The sequence below is a fragment of the Streptococcus peroris ATCC 700780 genome, from assembly GCF_000187585.1.
Classification (GTDB): domain Bacteria; phylum Bacillota; class Bacilli; order Lactobacillales; family Streptococcaceae; genus Streptococcus; species Streptococcus peroris.
Genome location: NZ_GL732463.1, coordinates 1,139,035 through 1,158,013, shown reverse-complemented (window position 1 = coordinate 1,158,013; position 18,979 = coordinate 1,139,035). Strand labels below are relative to the sequence as shown.

At 41.4% G+C, this 18,979-nt stretch carries 12 protein-coding genes; 11 read left to right on the top strand and 1 reads right to left on the bottom strand.

The window, feature by feature from the left end; translation table 11 throughout:
- Positions 1–97 precede the first annotated feature (97 nt).
- From msrB to HMPREF9180_RS07605, 8 genes are all read left to right on the top strand, one after another.
- Positions 98–1,036: a peptide-methionine (R)-S-oxide reductase MsrB gene (gene msrB, locus HMPREF9180_RS07640; protein ID WP_006145951.1), complete on the top strand. Its 939-nt coding sequence runs from the start codon at positions 98–100 to the stop codon at positions 1,034–1,036.
- A 50-nt stretch (positions 1,037–1,086) separates the two neighbouring features.
- Entirely contained in the window at positions 1,087–2,811 is a 1,725-nt protein-coding gene (locus HMPREF9180_RS07635) for an ABC transporter ATP-binding protein (RefSeq protein WP_006145950.1), read from the top strand.
- A gap of 1 nt (position 2,812) precedes the next feature.
- Entirely contained in the window at positions 2,813–4,561 is a 1,749-nt protein-coding gene (locus HMPREF9180_RS07630) for an ABC transporter ATP-binding protein (RefSeq protein WP_025168730.1), read from the top strand.
- 121 nt (positions 4,562–4,682) lie between these two features.
- Positions 4,683–5,942, top strand: coding sequence for a TRZ/ATZ family protein (locus tag HMPREF9180_RS07625; protein ID WP_006145948.1), 1,260 nt, complete (start codon positions 4,683–4,685; stop codon positions 5,940–5,942).
- 178 nt (positions 5,943–6,120) lie between these two features.
- Positions 6,121–7,216 (top strand): peptide chain release factor 2 gene (prfB, locus tag HMPREF9180_RS07620; RefSeq protein ID WP_154645149.1). Its coding sequence is split into 2 segments (ribosomal slippage): positions 6,121–6,192 and positions 6,194–7,216, totalling 1,095 coding nucleotides; the frame shifts between segments, so codons are not numbered across the junction.
- A gap of 15 nt (positions 7,217–7,231) precedes the next feature.
- Positions 7,232–7,924 (top strand): cell division ATP-binding protein FtsE, encoded by a 693-nt coding sequence (ftsE, locus tag HMPREF9180_RS07615; RefSeq protein ID WP_006145946.1) that lies wholly within the window; start codon positions 7,232–7,234, stop codon positions 7,922–7,924.
- A complete protein-coding gene (ftsX, locus tag HMPREF9180_RS07610; RefSeq protein WP_006145945.1) occupies positions 7,917–8,843 on the top strand; it encodes a permease-like cell division protein FtsX in 927 nt (308 codons plus the stop codon). The genes ftsE and ftsX overlap by 8 nt, the downstream gene beginning before the upstream one ends.
- Positions 8,844–9,014: 171 nt before the next feature.
- Positions 9,015–10,169, top strand: a complete 1,155-nt coding sequence (locus tag HMPREF9180_RS07605; protein ID WP_025168729.1) for an MFS transporter — start codon at positions 9,015–9,017, stop codon at positions 10,167–10,169.
- Positions 10,170–10,209: 40 nt separating this feature from the next.
- Here the strand turns inward: HMPREF9180_RS07605 and HMPREF9180_RS07600 are convergent, their stop codons facing one another.
- Entirely contained in the window at positions 10,210–10,830 is a 621-nt protein-coding gene (locus tag HMPREF9180_RS07600) for a TVP38/TMEM64 family protein (protein WP_006145943.1), read from the bottom strand.
- A gap of 136 nt (positions 10,831–10,966) precedes the next feature.
- Here HMPREF9180_RS07600 and HMPREF9180_RS07595 point away from each other — a divergent pair, with 136 nt between their 5' ends.
- The 3 genes from HMPREF9180_RS07595 to HMPREF9180_RS07585 all read left to right on the top strand — a co-directional run bounded on the left by HMPREF9180_RS07595 (position 10,967) and on the right by HMPREF9180_RS07585 (position 18,972).
- Positions 10,967–13,612 (top strand): DEAD/DEAH box helicase family protein, encoded by a 2,646-nt coding sequence (locus tag HMPREF9180_RS07595; protein ID WP_025168728.1) that lies wholly within the window; start codon positions 10,967–10,969, stop codon positions 13,610–13,612.
- Between the two features lie 74 nt (positions 13,613–13,686).
- The gene (locus HMPREF9180_RS07590) at positions 13,687–16,677 is read left to right on the top strand and encodes a type I restriction endonuclease subunit R (RefSeq protein ID WP_006145941.1); all 2,991 of its coding nucleotides are present in this window, start codon (positions 13,687–13,689) and stop codon (positions 16,675–16,677) included.
- Positions 16,678–16,728: 51 nt separating this feature from the next.
- Positions 16,729–18,972, top strand: a complete 2,244-nt coding sequence (locus HMPREF9180_RS07585; protein WP_006145940.1) for a hypothetical protein — start codon at positions 16,729–16,731, stop codon at positions 18,970–18,972.
- Positions 18,973–18,979: the final 7 nt, after the last annotated feature.

The following is an 18,979-nucleotide window of genomic DNA, read 5'->3' as shown; positions in this document are numbered from 1 at the left end:
TTTAAGAGGGCTTCCTATCCTTTTTTTGAAAATGAAACGTGGGATATGAAATGTTTCCCGTGTTTAGCGACCGATAGACGGTCAAGGAGGATTTGAAATGGCAGAAATATATCTAGCAGGTGGCTGCTTTTGGGGCTTAGAAGAATACTTTTCACGTATTTCTGGAGTACTTGAAACGACTGTTGGTTACGCTAATGGTCAGGTAGAAACTACCAATTATCAATTAATCAAAGAAACAGATCACGCTGAGACTGTGCAAGTTATCTATGATGAAAAGATAGTGTCGCTCCGTGAGATCTTGCTCTATTATTTCCGAGTCATTGATCCACTGTCTATCAATCAACAAGGAAATGACCGTGGTCGTCAATATCGTACAGGGATTTATTATCAAGACGAAGAGGATTTGCCAACTATCTATGCAGTCGTTCAAGAGCAGGAGCGTATGCTTGGACGCAAGATAGCAGTAGAAGTGGAGAAACTTCGTCACTATATCCTAGCTGAGGACTATCACCAAGACTACCTCAAGAAAAATCCTGGTGGCTATTGCCATATCGATGTGAGAGATGCAGAGAAACCCTTGATTGATGCGGCTAACTATGAAAAACCTAGTAAGGCAGTTTTACGAGAAAATTTGTCAGAAGAGTCTTATAGAGTTACCCAAGAAGCTGCGACGGAAGCTCCCTTTAGCAATGCTTACGACCAAACTTTTGAGGAAGGAATTTATGTTGATATCACGACTGGTGAGCCCCTCTTCTTTTCCAAGGATAAGTTTGCCTCAGGCTGTGGTTGGCCAAGTTTTAGTAGACCGATTTCTAAAGAGCTTGTCCATTACTATCAGGACTTGAGCCATGGTATGGAGCGAATCGAAGTCCGGTCACGTTCAGGCAATGCCCACTTGGGGCACGTCTTTACAGACGGACCTCAGGAACTGGGTGGATTGCGTTATTGTATCAATTCTGCTTCTTTACGATTCATTGCTAAGGATGAAATGGAAGAGGCTGGCTACGGCTACCTACTTCCATATTTGAACAAATAAAAAAGATGGTGGTTTTTCCACCTTCTTCATTTTGAAAATAGAAGGGACGTATGAAACAATTACTTTCTTACTTTAAACCCTACATTAAGGAGTCTTTCCTAGCGCCATTGTTCAAGTTGCTAGAAGCCGTTTTTGAACTCTTGGTTCCTATGATTATAGCTGGAATTGTTGACCAATCCATCCCTCAAAAAGATCAAGGGCATCTGTGGCTGCAAATAGGTCTCCTCTTTGTTTTTGCAGTTATTGGCGTTTTGGTAGCTTTAGTGGCTCAGTTTTACTCAGCCAAGGCAGCAGTAGGATTTGCCAAGGAGTTGACCAATGACCTCTATCGTCATATTCTTTCCTTGCCCAAGGATAGTAGAGACCGTTTGACGACTTCGAGTTTGGTGACGCGTTTGACTTCAGATACTTATCAGATTCAGACAGGGATTAATCAATTCTTACGCCTTTTTTTAAGGGCGCCTATTATTGTTTTTGGTGCCATTTTTATGGCTTATGGTCTCTCGCCTGAATTGACCTTCTGGTTTTTGGTCATGGTTGCCATTTTGACCTTTGCCATTGTCGTGTTATCACGCTTGGTCAATCCTCTTTATAGCATTTTGAGAAAGAAAACAGACCAGCTGGTTCAGGAAACACGCCAACAGATACAAGGTATGCGTGTGATTCGTGCCTTTGGCCAAGAAAAACGAGAAATCGAGAACTTCCAAGTACTTAATCAAGTCTATACGGCTATCCAAATGAAAACAGGCTACTGGTCCAGTCTCTTGACCCCCTTGACCTATTTGATCGTGAACGGAACTTTGCTGGTGATTATCTGGAATGGTTATCTTTCTATCCAGGGAGGCTGGCTCAGTCAGGGTGCCTTGATTGCTCTGATTAACTATCTTCTACAAATCTTGGTAGAGTTGATAAAACTAGCCATGCTCATCAATTCACTCAACCAGTCCTATATATCTGTCAAGCGGATTGAGGAAGTCTTTGCAGAAAAGCCTGAGGATATACTGGCAGAAATTGCGCAAAGGGAAGGTTCAATGAACCAGTCCTTACGAGTTGAACATTTAACCTTTACCTACCCAGATGCTGCCCAACCATCCTTGCGAAATCTTTCTTTTGCTATGCAACAAGGACAAATTCTTGGAATCATTGGGGGAACTGGTTCTGGTAAGTCAAGTTTGGTACAGGTCCTTCTCGGTTTGTACCAACCAGATAGTGGTAGTATAGCCCTATCCCAGGCTGGGAACAGTCCTCAAAATCTAGCCCAATGGCGGTCCTGGATGGCTTATGTCCCTCAAAAGGTTGAACTCTTTAAGGGAACCATTCGTTCTAACTTGACTCTGGGTATGGAAGAAACAGTCTCCAACCAAGAACTATGGCAGGCCTTAGAAATTGCCCAGGCCAAGGATTTTATTAGTGACAAGGAAGGTCAGCTGGACGCAGAGGTTCAAGCAGGTGGTCGTAATTTCTCAGGTGGGCAAAAGCAACGTTTGTCTATCGCCCGAGCAGTTTTACGACAAGCTCCTTTTCTCATCCTCGATGATGCGACGTCAGCCCTTGATACCATCACTGAGTCCAATCTTCTCAAAGCTGTTCAAGATAACCTACCAAACACCAGTTTGATCTTGATTTCCCAACGAACTTCAACCTTGAAGATTGCTGATCAAATTCTCCTTTTAGAGAAAGGGGAGCAATTAGCACTTGGAAATCATGAGGAATTGATGAAGACTAGCCAAATCTATCGTGAAATCAATGTATCCCAACATGGAAAGGAGGACTAGAATGAAAGGCAAACATGCAAGCCAAGCCTTCAAACAATTAGCAAAAGATTTAGCTGGCCATCCCGTCCTTCTTTTCCTAGCTTTCTTGGGAACCATTGCTCAGGTAGCCCTATCAATCTATCTGCCAATCTTGATTGGGCAGGTGATTGACCAAGTCTTAGTGACGGACTCATCTCAGGTATTCTGGCAGATTTTCCTCCAGATGATTTTGGTGGTCATCGGAAATACGCTGGTACAGTGGGTCAATCCCCTCCTATATAATCGACTGATTTTCTCCTACACCAAAGATTTGCGCGAAAAAATCATTGAAAAGCTCCATCGTCTTCCGATTGCCCTTGTAGATAGACAAGGTAGTGGGGAAATGGTCAGCCGTGTAACGACAGATATCGAACAGTTGGCAGCGGGATTGAATATGATTTTCAACCAATTTTTCATCGGAGTTTTGATGATTTTGGTCAGCATTCTTGCTATGCTCCAAATCCATCTATTGATGACTCTCTTGGTTCTGCTCTTAACCCCTCTATCTATGGTCATTTCACGCTTTATCGCAAAGAGATCCTACCATCTCTTTCAAAAGCAGACAGAGACTAGGGGAATTCAGACTCAGTTGATAGAAGAATCGCTCACCCAGCAAAACATTATCCAGTCCTTCAATGCTCAGGAAGAATTTATCGAGAGACTTCATGAGGCAAATGACAATTACGCAGGTTATTCTCAGTCGGCTATCTTTTATTCATCGACAGTCAATCCTTCCACCCGTTTTGTCAATGCCCTCATTTATGCCCTACTAGCAGGTGTTGGAGCTTTACGCATCATGGCGGGTTCCACTTTGACGGTTGGTCGTTTAGTGACCTTTTTGAACTATGCGCAGCAGTACACTAAGCCTTTTAACGATATTTCATCAGTCTTAGCCGAGTTGCAAAGCGCCTTAGCTTGTGCAGAACGTGTCTATACTGTTTTAGAAAGTCCTGAGATTACAGAAACAGGTTTTAAAGAATTGAACAGTGACCAAGTCAAGGGAGCTATTTCCTTTAAGCATGTTTCTTTTGGTTACAATCCTGAAAAGATCTTGATTAAGGATCTGTCTATTGATATTCCAGCTGGTAGTAAGGTTGCTATCGTTGGCCCAACGGGTGCTGGGAAGTCTACCCTTATCAATCTCCTCATGCGTTTTTACCCGATTAACTCAGGAGCTATTTTGCTAGACGGTCATTCTATTTACGACTATACTAGAGCCTCTCTTCGACAGCAGTTTGGGATGGTGCTCCAAGAAACTTGGCTCAAGCAGGGAACCATTCATGACAATATTGCTTTTGGCCATCCTCAAGCAAGTCGAGACCAGGTCATTGCCGCAGCCAAGGCAGCAAATGCGGATTTCTTTATCCAACAATTGCCACAGGGTTATGATACCAAGCTTGAAAATGCAGGGGAATCTTTGTCTGTTGGTCAAGCTCAGCTTTTGACCATTGCCCGCGTCTTTCTAGCCATTCCTAAGATTCTCATCTTAGACGAAGCAACTTCATCCATCGATACCCGGACAGAGGTGCTGGTTCAGGACGCCTTTGCCAAACTCATGAAGGGACGGACAAGCTTTATCATTGCCCACCGTTTATCGACCATTCAAGATGCTGATTTGATTCTTGTCTTGGTCGATGGAGATATTGTCGAATATGGCAATCATGAGGAACTTATGACGAGAAAAGGCAAATACTATCAAATGCAACAAGCAGCGGCTTTTAGCCCAGAATAAATGGGAAAGCCATTGTAATGCCAATGAACAAACAAGAAAAGTTGCCTTCGGGTGACTTTTTTGTTACAATAGCTAGAAAAATTATCCAGTATGAATACTTATATAGAAAAGGAGCCTAGGGATGAAAGTCTTTCAGCATGTAAATATCGTGACTTGTGACCAAGATTTCCCTGTCTATCTAGATGGGATTTTAGCTATTAAAGAATCCCAAATTGTCTATGTCGGTCAGGAAAATCAAGAGATTCTCGAGCAAGCAGACCAAATCATAGACTATCAGGGGGCTTGGATCATGCCTGGCTTGGTTAACTGCCATACTCACTCTGCCATGACAGGCTTGAGAGGCATTCGCGATGACAGTAATCTCCATGAATGGCTGGAGGACTATATCTGGCCAGCAGAAGCAGAATTCACACCAGAGGTGACTACAAAGGCCGTCAAAGAGGCGCTGACAGAGATGCTCCGGTCAGGAACAACAACTTTCAATGATATGTACAATCCTAATGGAGTGGATATAGCTGAGATTTATGAGGTGGTTAAGGCATCCAAGATGCGTTGCTATTTTTCTCCAACCCTTTTTTCATCAGACGTGGAGACGACGGCTGAAACTATAGCCAGAACTCGAGTTGTTATCGAGACAATCAAAGGTTATCAAGACCCAAATTTCAAGGTGATGGTGGCTCCTCACTCGCCCTACAGTTGTAGTCGAGATTTGCTGGAGGCAAGTCTTGAGCTAGCAAAAGAAGAAAACATTCCCCTTCATATCCACGTGGCAGAAACACAGGAAGAGTCAGGCATTATCCTGAAACGCTATGGCAAACGCCCATTAGCATTTCTAGATGATCTTGGCTATTTAGATCGTAAAGCTGTCTTTGCCCATGGTGTGGAGTTAAATGAAGCAGAAATAGAACGCTTGGCAGATTCGCAAGTCGCTATCGCCCACAATCCTATCAGCAACCTCAAACTAGCCTCAGGGATTGCACCAGTTGTCCAACTTCAGAAAGCAGGAGTACCAGTTGGTATCGCAACGGACTCAGTTGCTTCTAATAATAACCTTGATATGTTTGAGGAAGGACGCACAGCAGCCCTTTTACAGAAAATGAAAAGTGGCGATGCCAGTCAATTTCCAATCGAAACCGCCCTCAAGGCACTGACAATCGAGGGTGCTAAGGTGTTAGGAATGGAAGATGAGATTGGTAGTCTAGAAGTTGGCAAGCAAGCAGATTTTCTCGTTATCCAGCCCCAAGGAAAAATCCATCTCCAACCTCAAGAAAACATGCTATCTCACCTCGTTTATGCCGTCAAATCCAGTGATGTTGACGACGTCTACATTGCAGGTGAGCAGGTTGTGAAAAACGGTCAAGTGCTGACAGTTAACTTGTAAAATTAAGTATAAATTTACGAAATCTCATGAGAAAATTCTTGTGAGATTTTCTAGTTTTTAGGTGAAATTATGGGCCTTACTTCTTGCCTAAATATTTTGATAATAAAATAAAAAAACACCGATTAGATAAATAAGAAAAATTATGGTATAATAAAACGATACAATTAAAGGAGTATGTATGGACATTTCAGAAATCCGTCAAAAAATTGACGCAAATCGTGAAAAATTAGCTTCTTTCAGGGGGTCTCTTTGACCTCGAAGGTTTAGAGGAAGAGATTGCCATTTTGGAAAACAAAATGACAGAACCTGATTTTTGGAACGATAATATTGCGGCCCAAAAAACATCGCAAGAATTAAACGAACTAAAACATACCTATAATACCTTCCACAAGATGGATGAGTTGCAGGATGAAGTTGAGATTTTACTGGACTTTTTGGCGGAGGACGAATCCGTTAAGGATGAGTTGGTTGAAAAACTCGATGAGTTAGCTCAGATGATGACCAGCTACGAAATGACCCTTCTCTTGTCAGAACCTTATGATCACAATAATGCTATCCTTGAAATCCATCCAGGTTCAGGGGGAACAGAGGCTCAAGACTGGGGCGATATGCTCCTTCGTATGTATACTCGCTATGGAAATGCCAAAGGCTTCAAGGTTGAGGTCTTGGACTACCAAGCAGGTGATGAAGCAGGAATCAAGTCAGTAACCTTGTCTTTTGAAGGGCCAAATGCATATGGTCTTCTAAAATCAGAGATGGGAGTTCACCGTTTGGTTCGTATCTCACCATTTGACTCTGCTAAACGTCGCCACACCTCATTTACTTCTGTAGAGGTCATGCCAGAGTTGGATGATACCATCGAAGTTGAGATCCGTGAGGATGACATCAAGATGGATACCTTCCGTTCAGGGGGAGCAGGTGGACAAAACGTCAACAAGGTTTCAACCGGTGTCCGTTTGACCCACATCCCGACAGGTATCGTTGTAGCATCAACTGTTGACCGTACCCAGTACGGGAACCGTGACCGTGCTATGAAGATGCTCCAGGCAAAACTCTACCAGATGGAGCAGGAAAAGAAAGCTGCTGAGGTAGACTCCCTCAAGGGTGAGAAAAAGGAAATTACATGGGGAAGCCAAATCCGCTCCTATGTATTTACACCTTATACAATGGTAAAAGACCATCGTACCAACTTTGAAGTAGCGCAAGTCGATAAGGTTATGGATGGAGACCTAGATGGTTTCATCGATGCTTATCTGAAATGGCGTATCAGTTAAAAGAAAGGAAGTCACATGTCAATCATTGAAATGAGAGATGTTGTCAAAAAATACGACAACGGGACAACTGCCCTACGTGGCGTCACTGTAAATATTGATGCAGGAGAATTCGCCTACATCGTAGGACCTTCCGGTGCCGGTAAATCAACCTTTATCCGTGCCTTGTACCGCGAAGTAAAAATTGAGAAAGGAAGCTTGCAGGTCGCAGGTTTTAACCTGGTTAAGATTAAAAAGAAAGACATTCCATTCTTACGTAGAAACGTAGGCGTAGTCTTTCAGGATTACAAACTTTTGCCAAAGAAAACCGTTTATGAGAATATTGCTTATGCAATGGAAGTTGTTGGTGAAAGCCGTCGTAACATCAAAAAACGTGTTATGGAAGTCTTGGACCTTGTCGGTTTGAAGCACAAGGTTCGTTCATTCCCAAATGAGCTTTCAGGTGGGGAGCAACAACGTATTGCCATTGCGCGTGCTATTGTAAACAATCCTAAGGTCTTGATTGCCGACGAACCAACAGGGAACTTGGACCCAGATAACTCATGGGAAATCATGAACCTCTTGGAGCGTATCAATCTTCAAGGGACAACTGTTTTGATGGCGACCCACAACAGCCAAATCGTAAATACCTTGCGCCACCGCGTTATTGCCATCGAAAATGGTCGCGTGGTACGTGATGAAGCGAAAGGAGAGTACGGATACGATGATTAGTAGATTTTTCCGCCATCTATTAGAAGCTTTAAAGAGCTTAAAGCGTAATGGATGGATGACCATTGCTGCTATCAGTTCAGTAATGATTACTTTAACCTTGGTTGCTATTTTTGCCTCAGTTATCTTCAATACTGCAAAATTAGCAACTGATATTGAAAATAACGTTCGCGTCATGATTTATGTTCGAAAGGATGTCGAAGATAACAGTGAAACCATTGTAAAAGAAGGTCAAACTGTTACGAACAATGACTACCACAAGGTCTACGATGCTCTAAAAGCCATGCCAGCTGTTAAAAGTGTTACCTTCTCAAGCAAAGAAGAACAGTACCAAAAGCTAACTGAAACTATGGGTGATGAGTGGAAGGTTTTCGATGGAGATGCTAATCCACTTCACGATGCATATATCGTAGATACCAATTCACCAAGTGATGTAAAACCAGTAGCTGAAGAAGCTAAGAAAATCGAAGGTGTTTCTGAAGTTCAAGACGGTGGTGCCAATACGGAACGCCTCTTCAAGTTGGCTTCCTTCATCCGTGTTTGGGGATTGGTCATTGCAGGACTCTTGATCTTCATCGCAGTCTTCTTGATTTCAAATACCATTCGTATCACCATCATTTCACGTAGTCGTGAAATCCAAATCATGCGTTTGGTTGGTGCCAAGAATAGCTACATCCGTGGCCCATTCTTGCTAGAAGGTGCCTTTATCGGATTGTTGGGAGGAGCTCTCCCATCAGCTTTGGTTTACTTTATCTATAACCGAGTGTTCCAATCTGTCAACCCATCCTTGGTTGGTCAAAACTTATCTTTGATTACACCGGATCTCTTTATTCCATTGATGATTGCTCTCTTGTTCGTCATCGGAATCTGTATCGGTTCACTTGGTTCAGGAATCTCAATGCGTCGATTCTTGAAAATTTAAGTCAAATATCTTGATAAAACATATAAAAGTGGGATGTCATCAAGACTTTATAGTGCTTGATGCCCCGCTTTTTCTTTTGGTCTCATTACTTAGTCACTTGCCAATTTTTGGGAAACAGTGTATGATAGGAAAGGACCTTTTTTACTAACATGAATCATGAATGAGGATAAGATGAAACAATTTTTAGAAAAAGTGAGTATACTCTCTCTGTCATTAGTATTAATCACATCGTTTTCAATTTCGAGTGCCCTGCCAGCCATGTTTGACTATTATCAGGGCTATTCGACCGGTCAGGTAGAACTCTTAGTCAGTCTTCCTTCTTTTGGAATTATGGCTATGCTGTTATTGAATGGAGTTTTAGAGCGGATTTTTCCAGAACGTCTCCAACTGACTCTAGGACTTTTAGTTTTGTCAATTAGTGGAACAGCCCCCTTCTGGTATCAGGGTTATTACTTTGTCTTTGCGACACGTCTTCTCTTTGGACTTGGAGTTGGAATGCTGAACGCCAAGGCAATCTCTATCATCAGTGAGCGTTATCAAGGCAAGACTCGTATCCAAATGCTTGGTTTTCGTGGCTCAGCTGAGGTAGTAGGTGCTTCTATCTTGACGCTGGCGGTGGGGCAACTTTTGGCTTTTGGTTGGACCGCTACTTTCTTAGCCTATGCAGCAGGTTTAGTGGTTCTTGCACTCTTCCTTCTCTTTGTACCCTATGGTAAAGCTGAAATATTCGCTTCAAAGCAAAAGACAGAAGAAACAGTGAGTTTGACTCGTTCTATGCTACAGCTAATTTTCTTCCTAGCCATTGGGGCTGCAGTCATTGTATGTACCAATACAGCCATTACATTCCGAATTCCTAGTCTCATGATTGAGGCAGGTTTCGGAGATGCTCAGTTGTCTAGTCTAGTATTAAGTGCCATGCAGTTGATCGGTATTTTAGCGGGAATTAGCTTTTCTTTCCTCATATCTGCCTTCAAGGAAAAATTGTTATTGGTTGCAGGAGTCACCTTTGGAATTGGGCAAATCATCATTGCCATAGCACCATCACTCTGGGTGGTTGTTGCAGGATCTATCCTGGGAGGATTTGCCTACAGCATTGCTCTGACGACAGTCTTTCAGTTGATATCTGAGAAAATTCCAGCTAAACTCCTCAACAAAGCAACTTCCTATGCTGTTTTGGGCTGTAGTTTTGGTGCATCTTTAACGCCATTCGTTCTTTCAGGGATTAGCTTTGTGACTTTAGATGGTCGCATGACATTTATCATTCTAGGAGCATGGATGATTGCCACATCAGTCCTTGTTTCCTTTTTATTGAAAAAAGAAGTCTAACAAAGAAAAACTCAAGGATTCTCCTTGAGTTTTTTGTGTATTAGCCAACCATTTGCCAAAAGAAATCGATGATATAGGTCAAGCCATAGGTGTAAACGACCAGGGTAAAGGGTTTGGTCAGGATGATAATGGTCATATACCGCTTGAAGCTCATTTTAGTCAGAGCGGCTAGCATGCAGAGAAAATCCGCTGGACTAACGGGCCAAATCATCATAAAGATAAAGAATCGGTCAAAGCGATTGTCCTTATCCAACCAGCCAATGTACTTATCATAGGTCCGCTTGCTGACGACAGACTGAACAAAGGGGGCTCCGTAGAGACGCACCAAGTAAAAGATAATGGCGCAACCAATAACAATGCCAATATAGTTGTAAATCGTCCCCACGATATGCCCGTAGATAAAGACACCGGCAACGGATGTCAGAGCACCAGGAATGATAGGAACAACTGTCTGCAAAATCTGTAGAAAGATAAAGAGCGGTGGCCCCCAGAAACCAGCCTGTTGGATAAAAGCAGATAGGGTTTCCTTGGAGTGCAAAATTCCAGCCTGATAGGCCCAGATACAGAATATCACCGTACCAACTCCACCGATGATGGAGGAAATATTGATTGCTTGCTGTAGAAGGGGAGAAACAGCTTTCATTTCTTTATCGTGTGACATGTAAACTCCTCTTGTGTAGTATGATTCTACTATACCATATTTTAGGGAGAAAGACTATATGGGATACTTCGTGTGACTTTGCCTCAAGTATGGTAAAATGGGAATAAGAAAATGACAGCTTAGAATGAGGAAAATCATGTTAGGATTGAAGTTTAATGGCACTTGGCGCAACTACCAAAAACAGGTCTTGGATAACTTCCAAGAATACCAAGCAGATGGTCATGTTCACTTGGTGGCAGCGCCAGGTTCAGGGAAAACAACCATAGGAATCGAGTTGATTGCCCGCTTTGATAAGCCTGCTCTCGTTTTGGTACCGACGGTGACCATTCGAGAACAATGGGTGGATAGGATTCGCCAGGCCTTTTTAGAGGATGAGAACCAGATTACAAGTCTCGTGTCTCAAAATCTCAAGGACATGAAGCAAATCACCATCGCTACCTACCAAGCTTTTCACAGTGCTATGCAACAGGTACAATCTCAAGAAGATAACGGCGAGGTTGAGGACTTTGTAGGCTTTGATCTGCTTGCCAGACTCAAGGAAAGGGGTGTCGAAACCCTCTGTCTGGACGAATGCCATCACTTGAGAAATGAATGGTGGAAAAGTCTAGAAGACTTCCGTAAAAACTACCAGCAACTGCAAGTCATCTCTCTCACTGCGACACCGCCTTATGACAGTGAACCAGAACTCTGGGATCGCTATCTCCAGATGTGTGGAGAGATTGACCAAGAAATCACGGTGCCAGAACTGGTCAAGGAAGACACTCTTTGCCCTCATCAGGACTTTGTCTATATCTGTTTTCCGACCAAGGAAGAGGACAAGCGCTTGGAAGAGTTTGAAGACACCAAGTGGCAGTATGTCAGCCAACTAGTCGTTGATCCTGATTTCCAAGAGTTGATTCGGAGTTCCAAGGTTCTCAAAGGGGAAATCTCTGCGGATATGCTCCTAGAAGATCCTAAGTATCTCTCAGCGCTCCTCATTTATCTACAAGCTCAAAAGCTGGAAATTCCCAAGTATCTACGAGATTTACTAGGAGCTGAAGGCTTGCCTGCCCTTAATTACTATTGGTTAGAAGTTCTCTTGCAAGGCCTTCTCTATCAGACTCCTGACTGGTATGAGGATCCGCAGGAGACAAAGAAAAAAATAGAAGCAGAACTGAAATCAAGAGGGTTGATTGAAAAACGTCAGGTTTTCTTGGTCAAATCCAAGGCCAATGACCAAATTCTCAACCAATCTCTAGGAAAACTAGCTGGGATTGCATCTATCTTTGAGACCGAATATGCCAGTCTAGGTCAGGGCTTGAGACAGTTGGTCTTAGCGGACTATATCCGTAAGGATTTTGCCAGTTATCTGGGAGATGACCAAGCACCAATCACGCAATTAGGCGTCCTCCCATACTTTGAAACCATTCGCAGAAGTGCGCAGAAGCAAGGCTTGTCTGTCCCTATAGCAGTCCTTTCTGGTAGTGTCGTGATCATACCTGCCAGTGTCAAGGCAGAACTTCAAGCACTCATTCCAAACACTAGCTTAAGCTTCTCTGTCATTGGAAAACTCGACCAAGAGTCCTATCTCCAAGTAGGCTTTCCATCCAGCTTTAAGGGGATGGTCGCAGCTGTGACCGAGCTCTTCCAACGTGGTTCTATCCAGGTCTTGGTCGGAACCAAGTCTCTCTTGGGAGAAGGATGGGATGCCCCTTGCGTCAACTCTCTCATCCTCGGAAGTTTTGTCGGAAGCTTTATGCTCAGTAATCAAATGCGGGGCCGTGCCATCCGTATCTGGCCAGGACATCCAGATAAGACTAGTAATATCTGGCACCTAGTAGCCATCAAACCTTATAAAAATCCAACCTTTTCTAAGGAGGATCAAGAGGAACTAGACCTCAATCCATATCAGGACCTGCAGACCCTTGCCCGCCGTATGGACCATTTCCTTGGCTTGTCCTATAAGGAAGATACCATCGAAACAGGTCTGGACCGCTTAAACTTTCCTGAGTTCCCATTTAAGAAAAAGAAACTCGAAGAGTACAACGAGAAGATCATGGAACTATCCAAGGATCGTGCCTCCCTTCGTAAAAAATGGCAGGAATCTCTCATTGTTGCTGACAAGATTGAGATTGTCAATGAAGTGGCGACCGACAGCAAACGAATCCCTCTGCTTGCCTTAGCGGATGCTGAAAAGTGGCTTCGCTACGCTCTGATGGTATTTGCTATTAGTCTCCTGGCTTATGTCGTTCGACTAACCTTCTTTGCCTTGCCATGGTTGACCGCTCTTTGCGGTCTCTTCCTAGCTATCACTGCCTTTCGCTTTTACAGCTACAAGAGTCCTTATAAACGCTTGCGCCAGATCGGTGAAGCTATTCGCAAAGTCATGGTGACTGCCGGACATTTGTCTGATGACCAGTCGCGCGTGCAGGTCGATGAGGACAAGGATAGCTTTAATGTCTTTGCCTATCTAAAAGGTGGCAGTATGCGAGACAAGGAACTCTTTTCCAAGGCCTTAGGAGAATTCTTTGCCCCTGTAGACAATCAACGCTACCTCTTAGTCGCTAAAAAAGCACCAGCAGGACAGTCCAAGTATTTTGTAGTTCCTAGCCTCTTTGAAAAACGCAAGGAAGATGCCCAGCTCTTCCAAAATGCCGTCGCACCACACATAGGCAACTACCAACTCGTCTACACCCGCAACGAAGCAGGCCGAAAAATCCTGCTCGAAGCCAGACTCAAATCCCTAGCCAACAAAAACGACCGCATCATCACCAAGAAAAAGGTCAAAAGCGCTTTGAAATAGAAGGAAGTGAGCGTTTTCTATCCGGAATATGATATAATAATAGGGAGAATTTTGTCCCTGAAGGAGAAATATAGATGCAGGTAAAACCAGAACTGGAAATAGAAAAACAACTGATAAACCAGCTGGTAACTGGTGAAAGCCAATGGACTTATAGAGAAGACCTAAAAACAGAAGAACAACTATGGGACAATTTCTTTGAGAAATTAGCCCAAAACAACGTTGCTCTGCTAGCAGACCATCCCTTGACTGAACAGGAAAAACGCCAGATTCAGAATCAACTCAACTTTGTTAGCTACTATGATGCTGCTAAGTGGTTGGTCGGAGAAAACGGCATTGCCAAAGTCGAGGTTCAAAGAGAAGATGCTAGCCTAGGCATCATCCGTTTGTCAGTCATTTGGCGTGACAATATCGCAGCAGGAAAGTCTAGCTACGAAGTTGTCAATCAAGTCCAACGAGAAAAAGTAAATCCTATGGACCAAGACCGTAGACTGGATGTTACTCTTCTTATCAACGGCTTGCCTATGATTCAAATCGAGCTCAAGAGTTCCCAAGCAGCCTTCATCGATGCCTTTCATCAGATAAAAAAATATGACCGTGAAGGGAAATTCCGTGGTATTTACTCTAGCTTGCAGATGTTTGTTGTGACTAACAAGGTAGATACTCGCTATATCGCTGCAGCTCGTGAAAATAAACTTAACAAGCAATTTCTAACCAAGTGGGTAGATAAGGACAATCATCCTGTGACAAATCTGACCAGCTTTGCTCACGAGGTTCTTTCGATCCCTCGTGCCCATCAGATGGTCATGCAGTATTCTGTCATTGACGATAGCAAGAAATCTCTCATCCTTTTGCGTCCTTATCAGATCCATGCCATCGAAGCGGTGCAGGAAGCCTCTCGCCAGCAAGCATCAGGCTATGTTTGGCATACAACAGGTTCAGGAAAGACCTTGACTTCTTATAAGGTAGCTCGCAATCTCCTTCAGATTCCATCCATCCAAAAGACGATTTTTGTCGTTGACCGCAGGGACTTGGACCAACAAACCACATCATCTTTCCTATCTTATGCGACCAATGACGTCATCGATATCGATGAGACAGATAATACCCATGATTTGGTCAAGCGCTTAGGAAGTAATGATAAGCGTGTCGTGGTGACCACCATCCAGAAAATTACTACCATGATGCGTAAGTTTGACCAAGGTCTTTACCAACGAGATGCGGACAAAATCAAAGGACTCCGAGTGGCCTTTGTCGTGGATGAATGCCACCGTGCCGTGACACCGCAAACACAAAAAGACATTAAAGCCTTTTTCCCACAATCCCTCTGGTATGGTTTTACAGGAACGCCCATCTTTAAGGAAAATAAACGCCAGCAGGTCGGCGACCTCGCCCAAACCACCCAGAAACAGTATGGAGACCGTCTCCATGAGTATACGGTCAAGGAAGCCATCCATGACGGAGCTGTCTTAGGCTTTAAGGTAGACTATCGCAATACCCTCATCACAGACCAGTCTGAAAATGAAATACCAGATACCGTCTATGAGAATGAGGAGCACATGCTGGAAGTCTTGGACGCCATTATCAATAAATCACGCCAACAACTAGGCTTCCAAAAAGGAGTGGGCAATACCTACAATGCCATCCTCACTGTCAAGTCTATCCCTCAAGCCCAAGCCTACTATGACCTCCTCAAAAAAGTCAAGGCTGGACAGACACGGGTCAAGGTATCTGAGAGAGTCAAGATGGTCCTTCCAGACTTTCCAAAGGCGACCATCACCTACTCGGTCACAGAAAATGAAGAAGACTCAAGAGCCAACCAAGACCACATGAAACAGGTCTTAGAGGACTATAACCAAGAGTTTGATACTCACTTTACAATGGCGGATCTTCGTGGCTTTAATACAGATGTCAATAACCGCCTTGCCCGTAAGCAAGATAAATATCTCTACCGCAATGAGCAGTTGGACTTGGTTATCGTGGTCAATCGTCTCTTAACGGGATTTGATGCCCCTTGTCTATCAACCCTCTTTATCGATAGAAAACCTATGCAACCGCAGGACTTGATTCAGGCCTTTAGTCGAACCAATCGTATCTTTGACTCCAGTAAGACCTATGGTCATATCATCACCTTCCAAAAGCCTCTAGCATTTAAGGAAGCAGTCGATAATGCCCTCAAGCTCTACTCAAATGGTGGTGAAAATGATGTCCTAGCACCTAGCTGGGAAGAGGAAAAGAGAAACTTTTTGAGAAGTTGTAGCGACTTCCAAAATCTCATCACAGATGACCCTGTAGAAGGACTCCAACTGGAACAAATCTCTACGCCACAGTTGAGAAAAATCGCCAAGGCCTATCAAGGATTTGATAAGTACCTAGCTTCAATCCGCGTGTATAAAGAGTATGATGAGGACGAAATTTACGCCCAAACAGGACTCAGTGCAGAAGAGTTAGAAGTTTATCTTGGTTTTTATCAGAATATCCTAGCAGAGTTGAAAAGTCGTTCAGAAGATGGTGATGAAGATGGGGAGCCACTGGATATCCACTACGAACTAGAGTCTATCCAAGTGGATGAGATTAACTATGCCTATATACTTACCTTGATCCAAAGCCTGATCGAGCAAGAGCAAAGTCAGGAAAAGAGTCTCAGTGCACAGGACAGAGAAGCAGTGGATACCTATATCCAAAGTCTTGAGAAGACCAATCCAAATCTGGCACAAATCATCTCAGAACTTTGGCAAGAAGTACAGGCAAATCCTGACCGCTACAGAGGTCAATCCATCGCCAATATCCTTGACCAGATGATTGAAGCAGTCATCCAGCAGCATATCCAAGACTTTAGTAAGACCTGGTATGTGGGTGAAGATGAACTCCGCTACTATGTCAATCACTACCGCAAGGGAGCAAAAAAACAACTAGGAGAAAGCCAACTGACCAAGAGTCAGCGCTACAAGGACTATAAAGTTGAGGTGGCAGATGCCCTCAACCCACTCCTCTATAAAAAACACATCAAAGAAGCCTATACCCAACTGATTGAAGAAGTGATTGAGCCGTTGAGAGTGGGGAGGTAGTCATTCGAATTTTATAAACATGAATACAATATTTGAAATGAAGGATTATCCATGAAAAAAAATTATATTGAACATGAAGTAAAAGTAAAACTCATGGATTCAATACTTAATAATGACAGAGATTACCAATGGTTTCTAGATTATCTTGAAAATAATTTTGATAACGATGATATTGATTCATGGGAAGACTTTGAGAATAGGTATGTGTCTTTTTCAAAAATAATTGATTATTTCTCTAAAATCCAAAAGATTGAAGATGAAGAAATGAAAACGGATATTGTTCTGTTAAAAGATATTATTTTGATTTCTAGATTCAAATTAGATTTAATTACATGGTCACAATTATCTATTAAAGTCCAGTCAAATTTTGGGAAAATATTAGCAGTAGCACTATATATCACTAAATTGATGAGTTTAAAAAATCAATTAAATGATGAAATTAATTTTGGGATTTTTTCTATTAAGAATTTTTGGCAAGCATATAATTTAGATGAAGTTATTGAGCGTAAAGAATTGATTTACGATTATTTAGAAAGTATTTCAATAAAAAACTTTGACACAAAGAAAGAAATTATTTCTTCTAATTTAAGTCATGAGAATACAACTTGCTCAATGCAATTCCTTGCTGTATTAAAATCATTAGCTTTTAATACAACTACATTTTCTTACAATTATAAAAAATATGAATACAATGTGATTACATGGCAAGAGAGAGTTGTATTAGGATTTGTAACTCGTCCACTTGATGTCTTATTAAAAGATGAGGTTTTTAATTCACGTTTTTCAGTTGAACAATTAAAAAAATTAATCGATTATTTCCATGGCGATGGAGTAGTACGATATATAATTGAGACTATAATTTATGAAAAATTCAATATCTTGCCTTCATCTATGGTAGTTGAAAACCATATACAGTTACTGCTCTTCAACGTTTCTATGAAGTCTGATTCCGAACTATTAAATTCAAGTTCAGTCTTATTTTTATCAAAACTTTTTAAAGAAAAAGATTTTAAAAAGATAAGTATCAGTAATTATTTGCGTTATAAATTCATGCAAGCTATTCAAAATGTTGAAGAACCAAAAACAATAGAGAAATTAAAAGCTCTAGGTTTTCCAACTAGCAAGCAACAAAATGAAAGATTAAAAAGTTATTCACGTAATCTTTATAAATCAATTTCTAATGTCCAAAATATTGCTGATTTAATTCGTTATTTTGATAGTGTATCACTTGTTGTATATTTAGATAATGAGTATTTCTTTCAAATACGCCAAAAGTTTCGGGAAGTCGTAATTGAGAAAGAAGAAACACAATCACTAGAAACGGCCAATATGTTTCTAATGTATATGAAATTTTTATACTTTCTAAGTGATAATCGTGGTGAACAGTTAAATAAAAATTTGTTAATAAATGAAATTATTTCTATTCAAAATTTGTGGGAAAATAAATATTATGAACAAGAACTTAACAATATGCAAGAGTTCAGTTACCAACAACAAATCCCAGATACTGAAATAAAAAAACTTAATGACTTGATACAGAATTATCCACTTGGATTTGCAAAACAATGTATATTAGTTACAGAAGAAAAGACTATCGAAATCATGGAATTAGCTTCTGAAAATTCTTTGCTATATTTTATAAATAGAATAATAATTGACCCAATATTTCCTAAAGATAGTCCGGATATAGAATTGGATAGACATGATGTTGACCAATTGCTAGATAAACAAGTAAAATCAATTATTGATAATAAGAGTTATAAGTTTCGTAATATTTTAAAACCAAATAAATATATTCTTGCTTTACATGAAAATTATATCCGAAACGTGACTTTTTTAACTACTATTTTTAATAGAACAGAGGAGCTGTATCTTTATTTAAATAGTTGTAGCAAATTTAATTTTATTGAATTTGACAGAGAGATTAAAATTGCACATATTACTCAGTTATTTCCGTTACTGGAAGAAAAAATTAGAGAACTTGCGAGACTGTCTGGTTATAATCCTTTTAAGATGAAAAAGAAGGAATTTATGAATTACCGAGATCCAAGTTCAATTCTCAGAGAGATAATTACTGAAGTTTTTAATCTTACAGATAGCTTTGAGAATATTCCTGATTTGTTATTTGTTTATCATTTTATGTATAATAGTAATTCACTCAATATTCGGAATGAGTGTATACATGGTAGAGACTTTTTAAGTAATGGAAGATTGATTCTTGCATTCAAAATTACATTGCTTTCTATTCTAATGATTGACAGTCGAATTAAAATAATTAAAGAAAATTCGAATTGACGAGAGT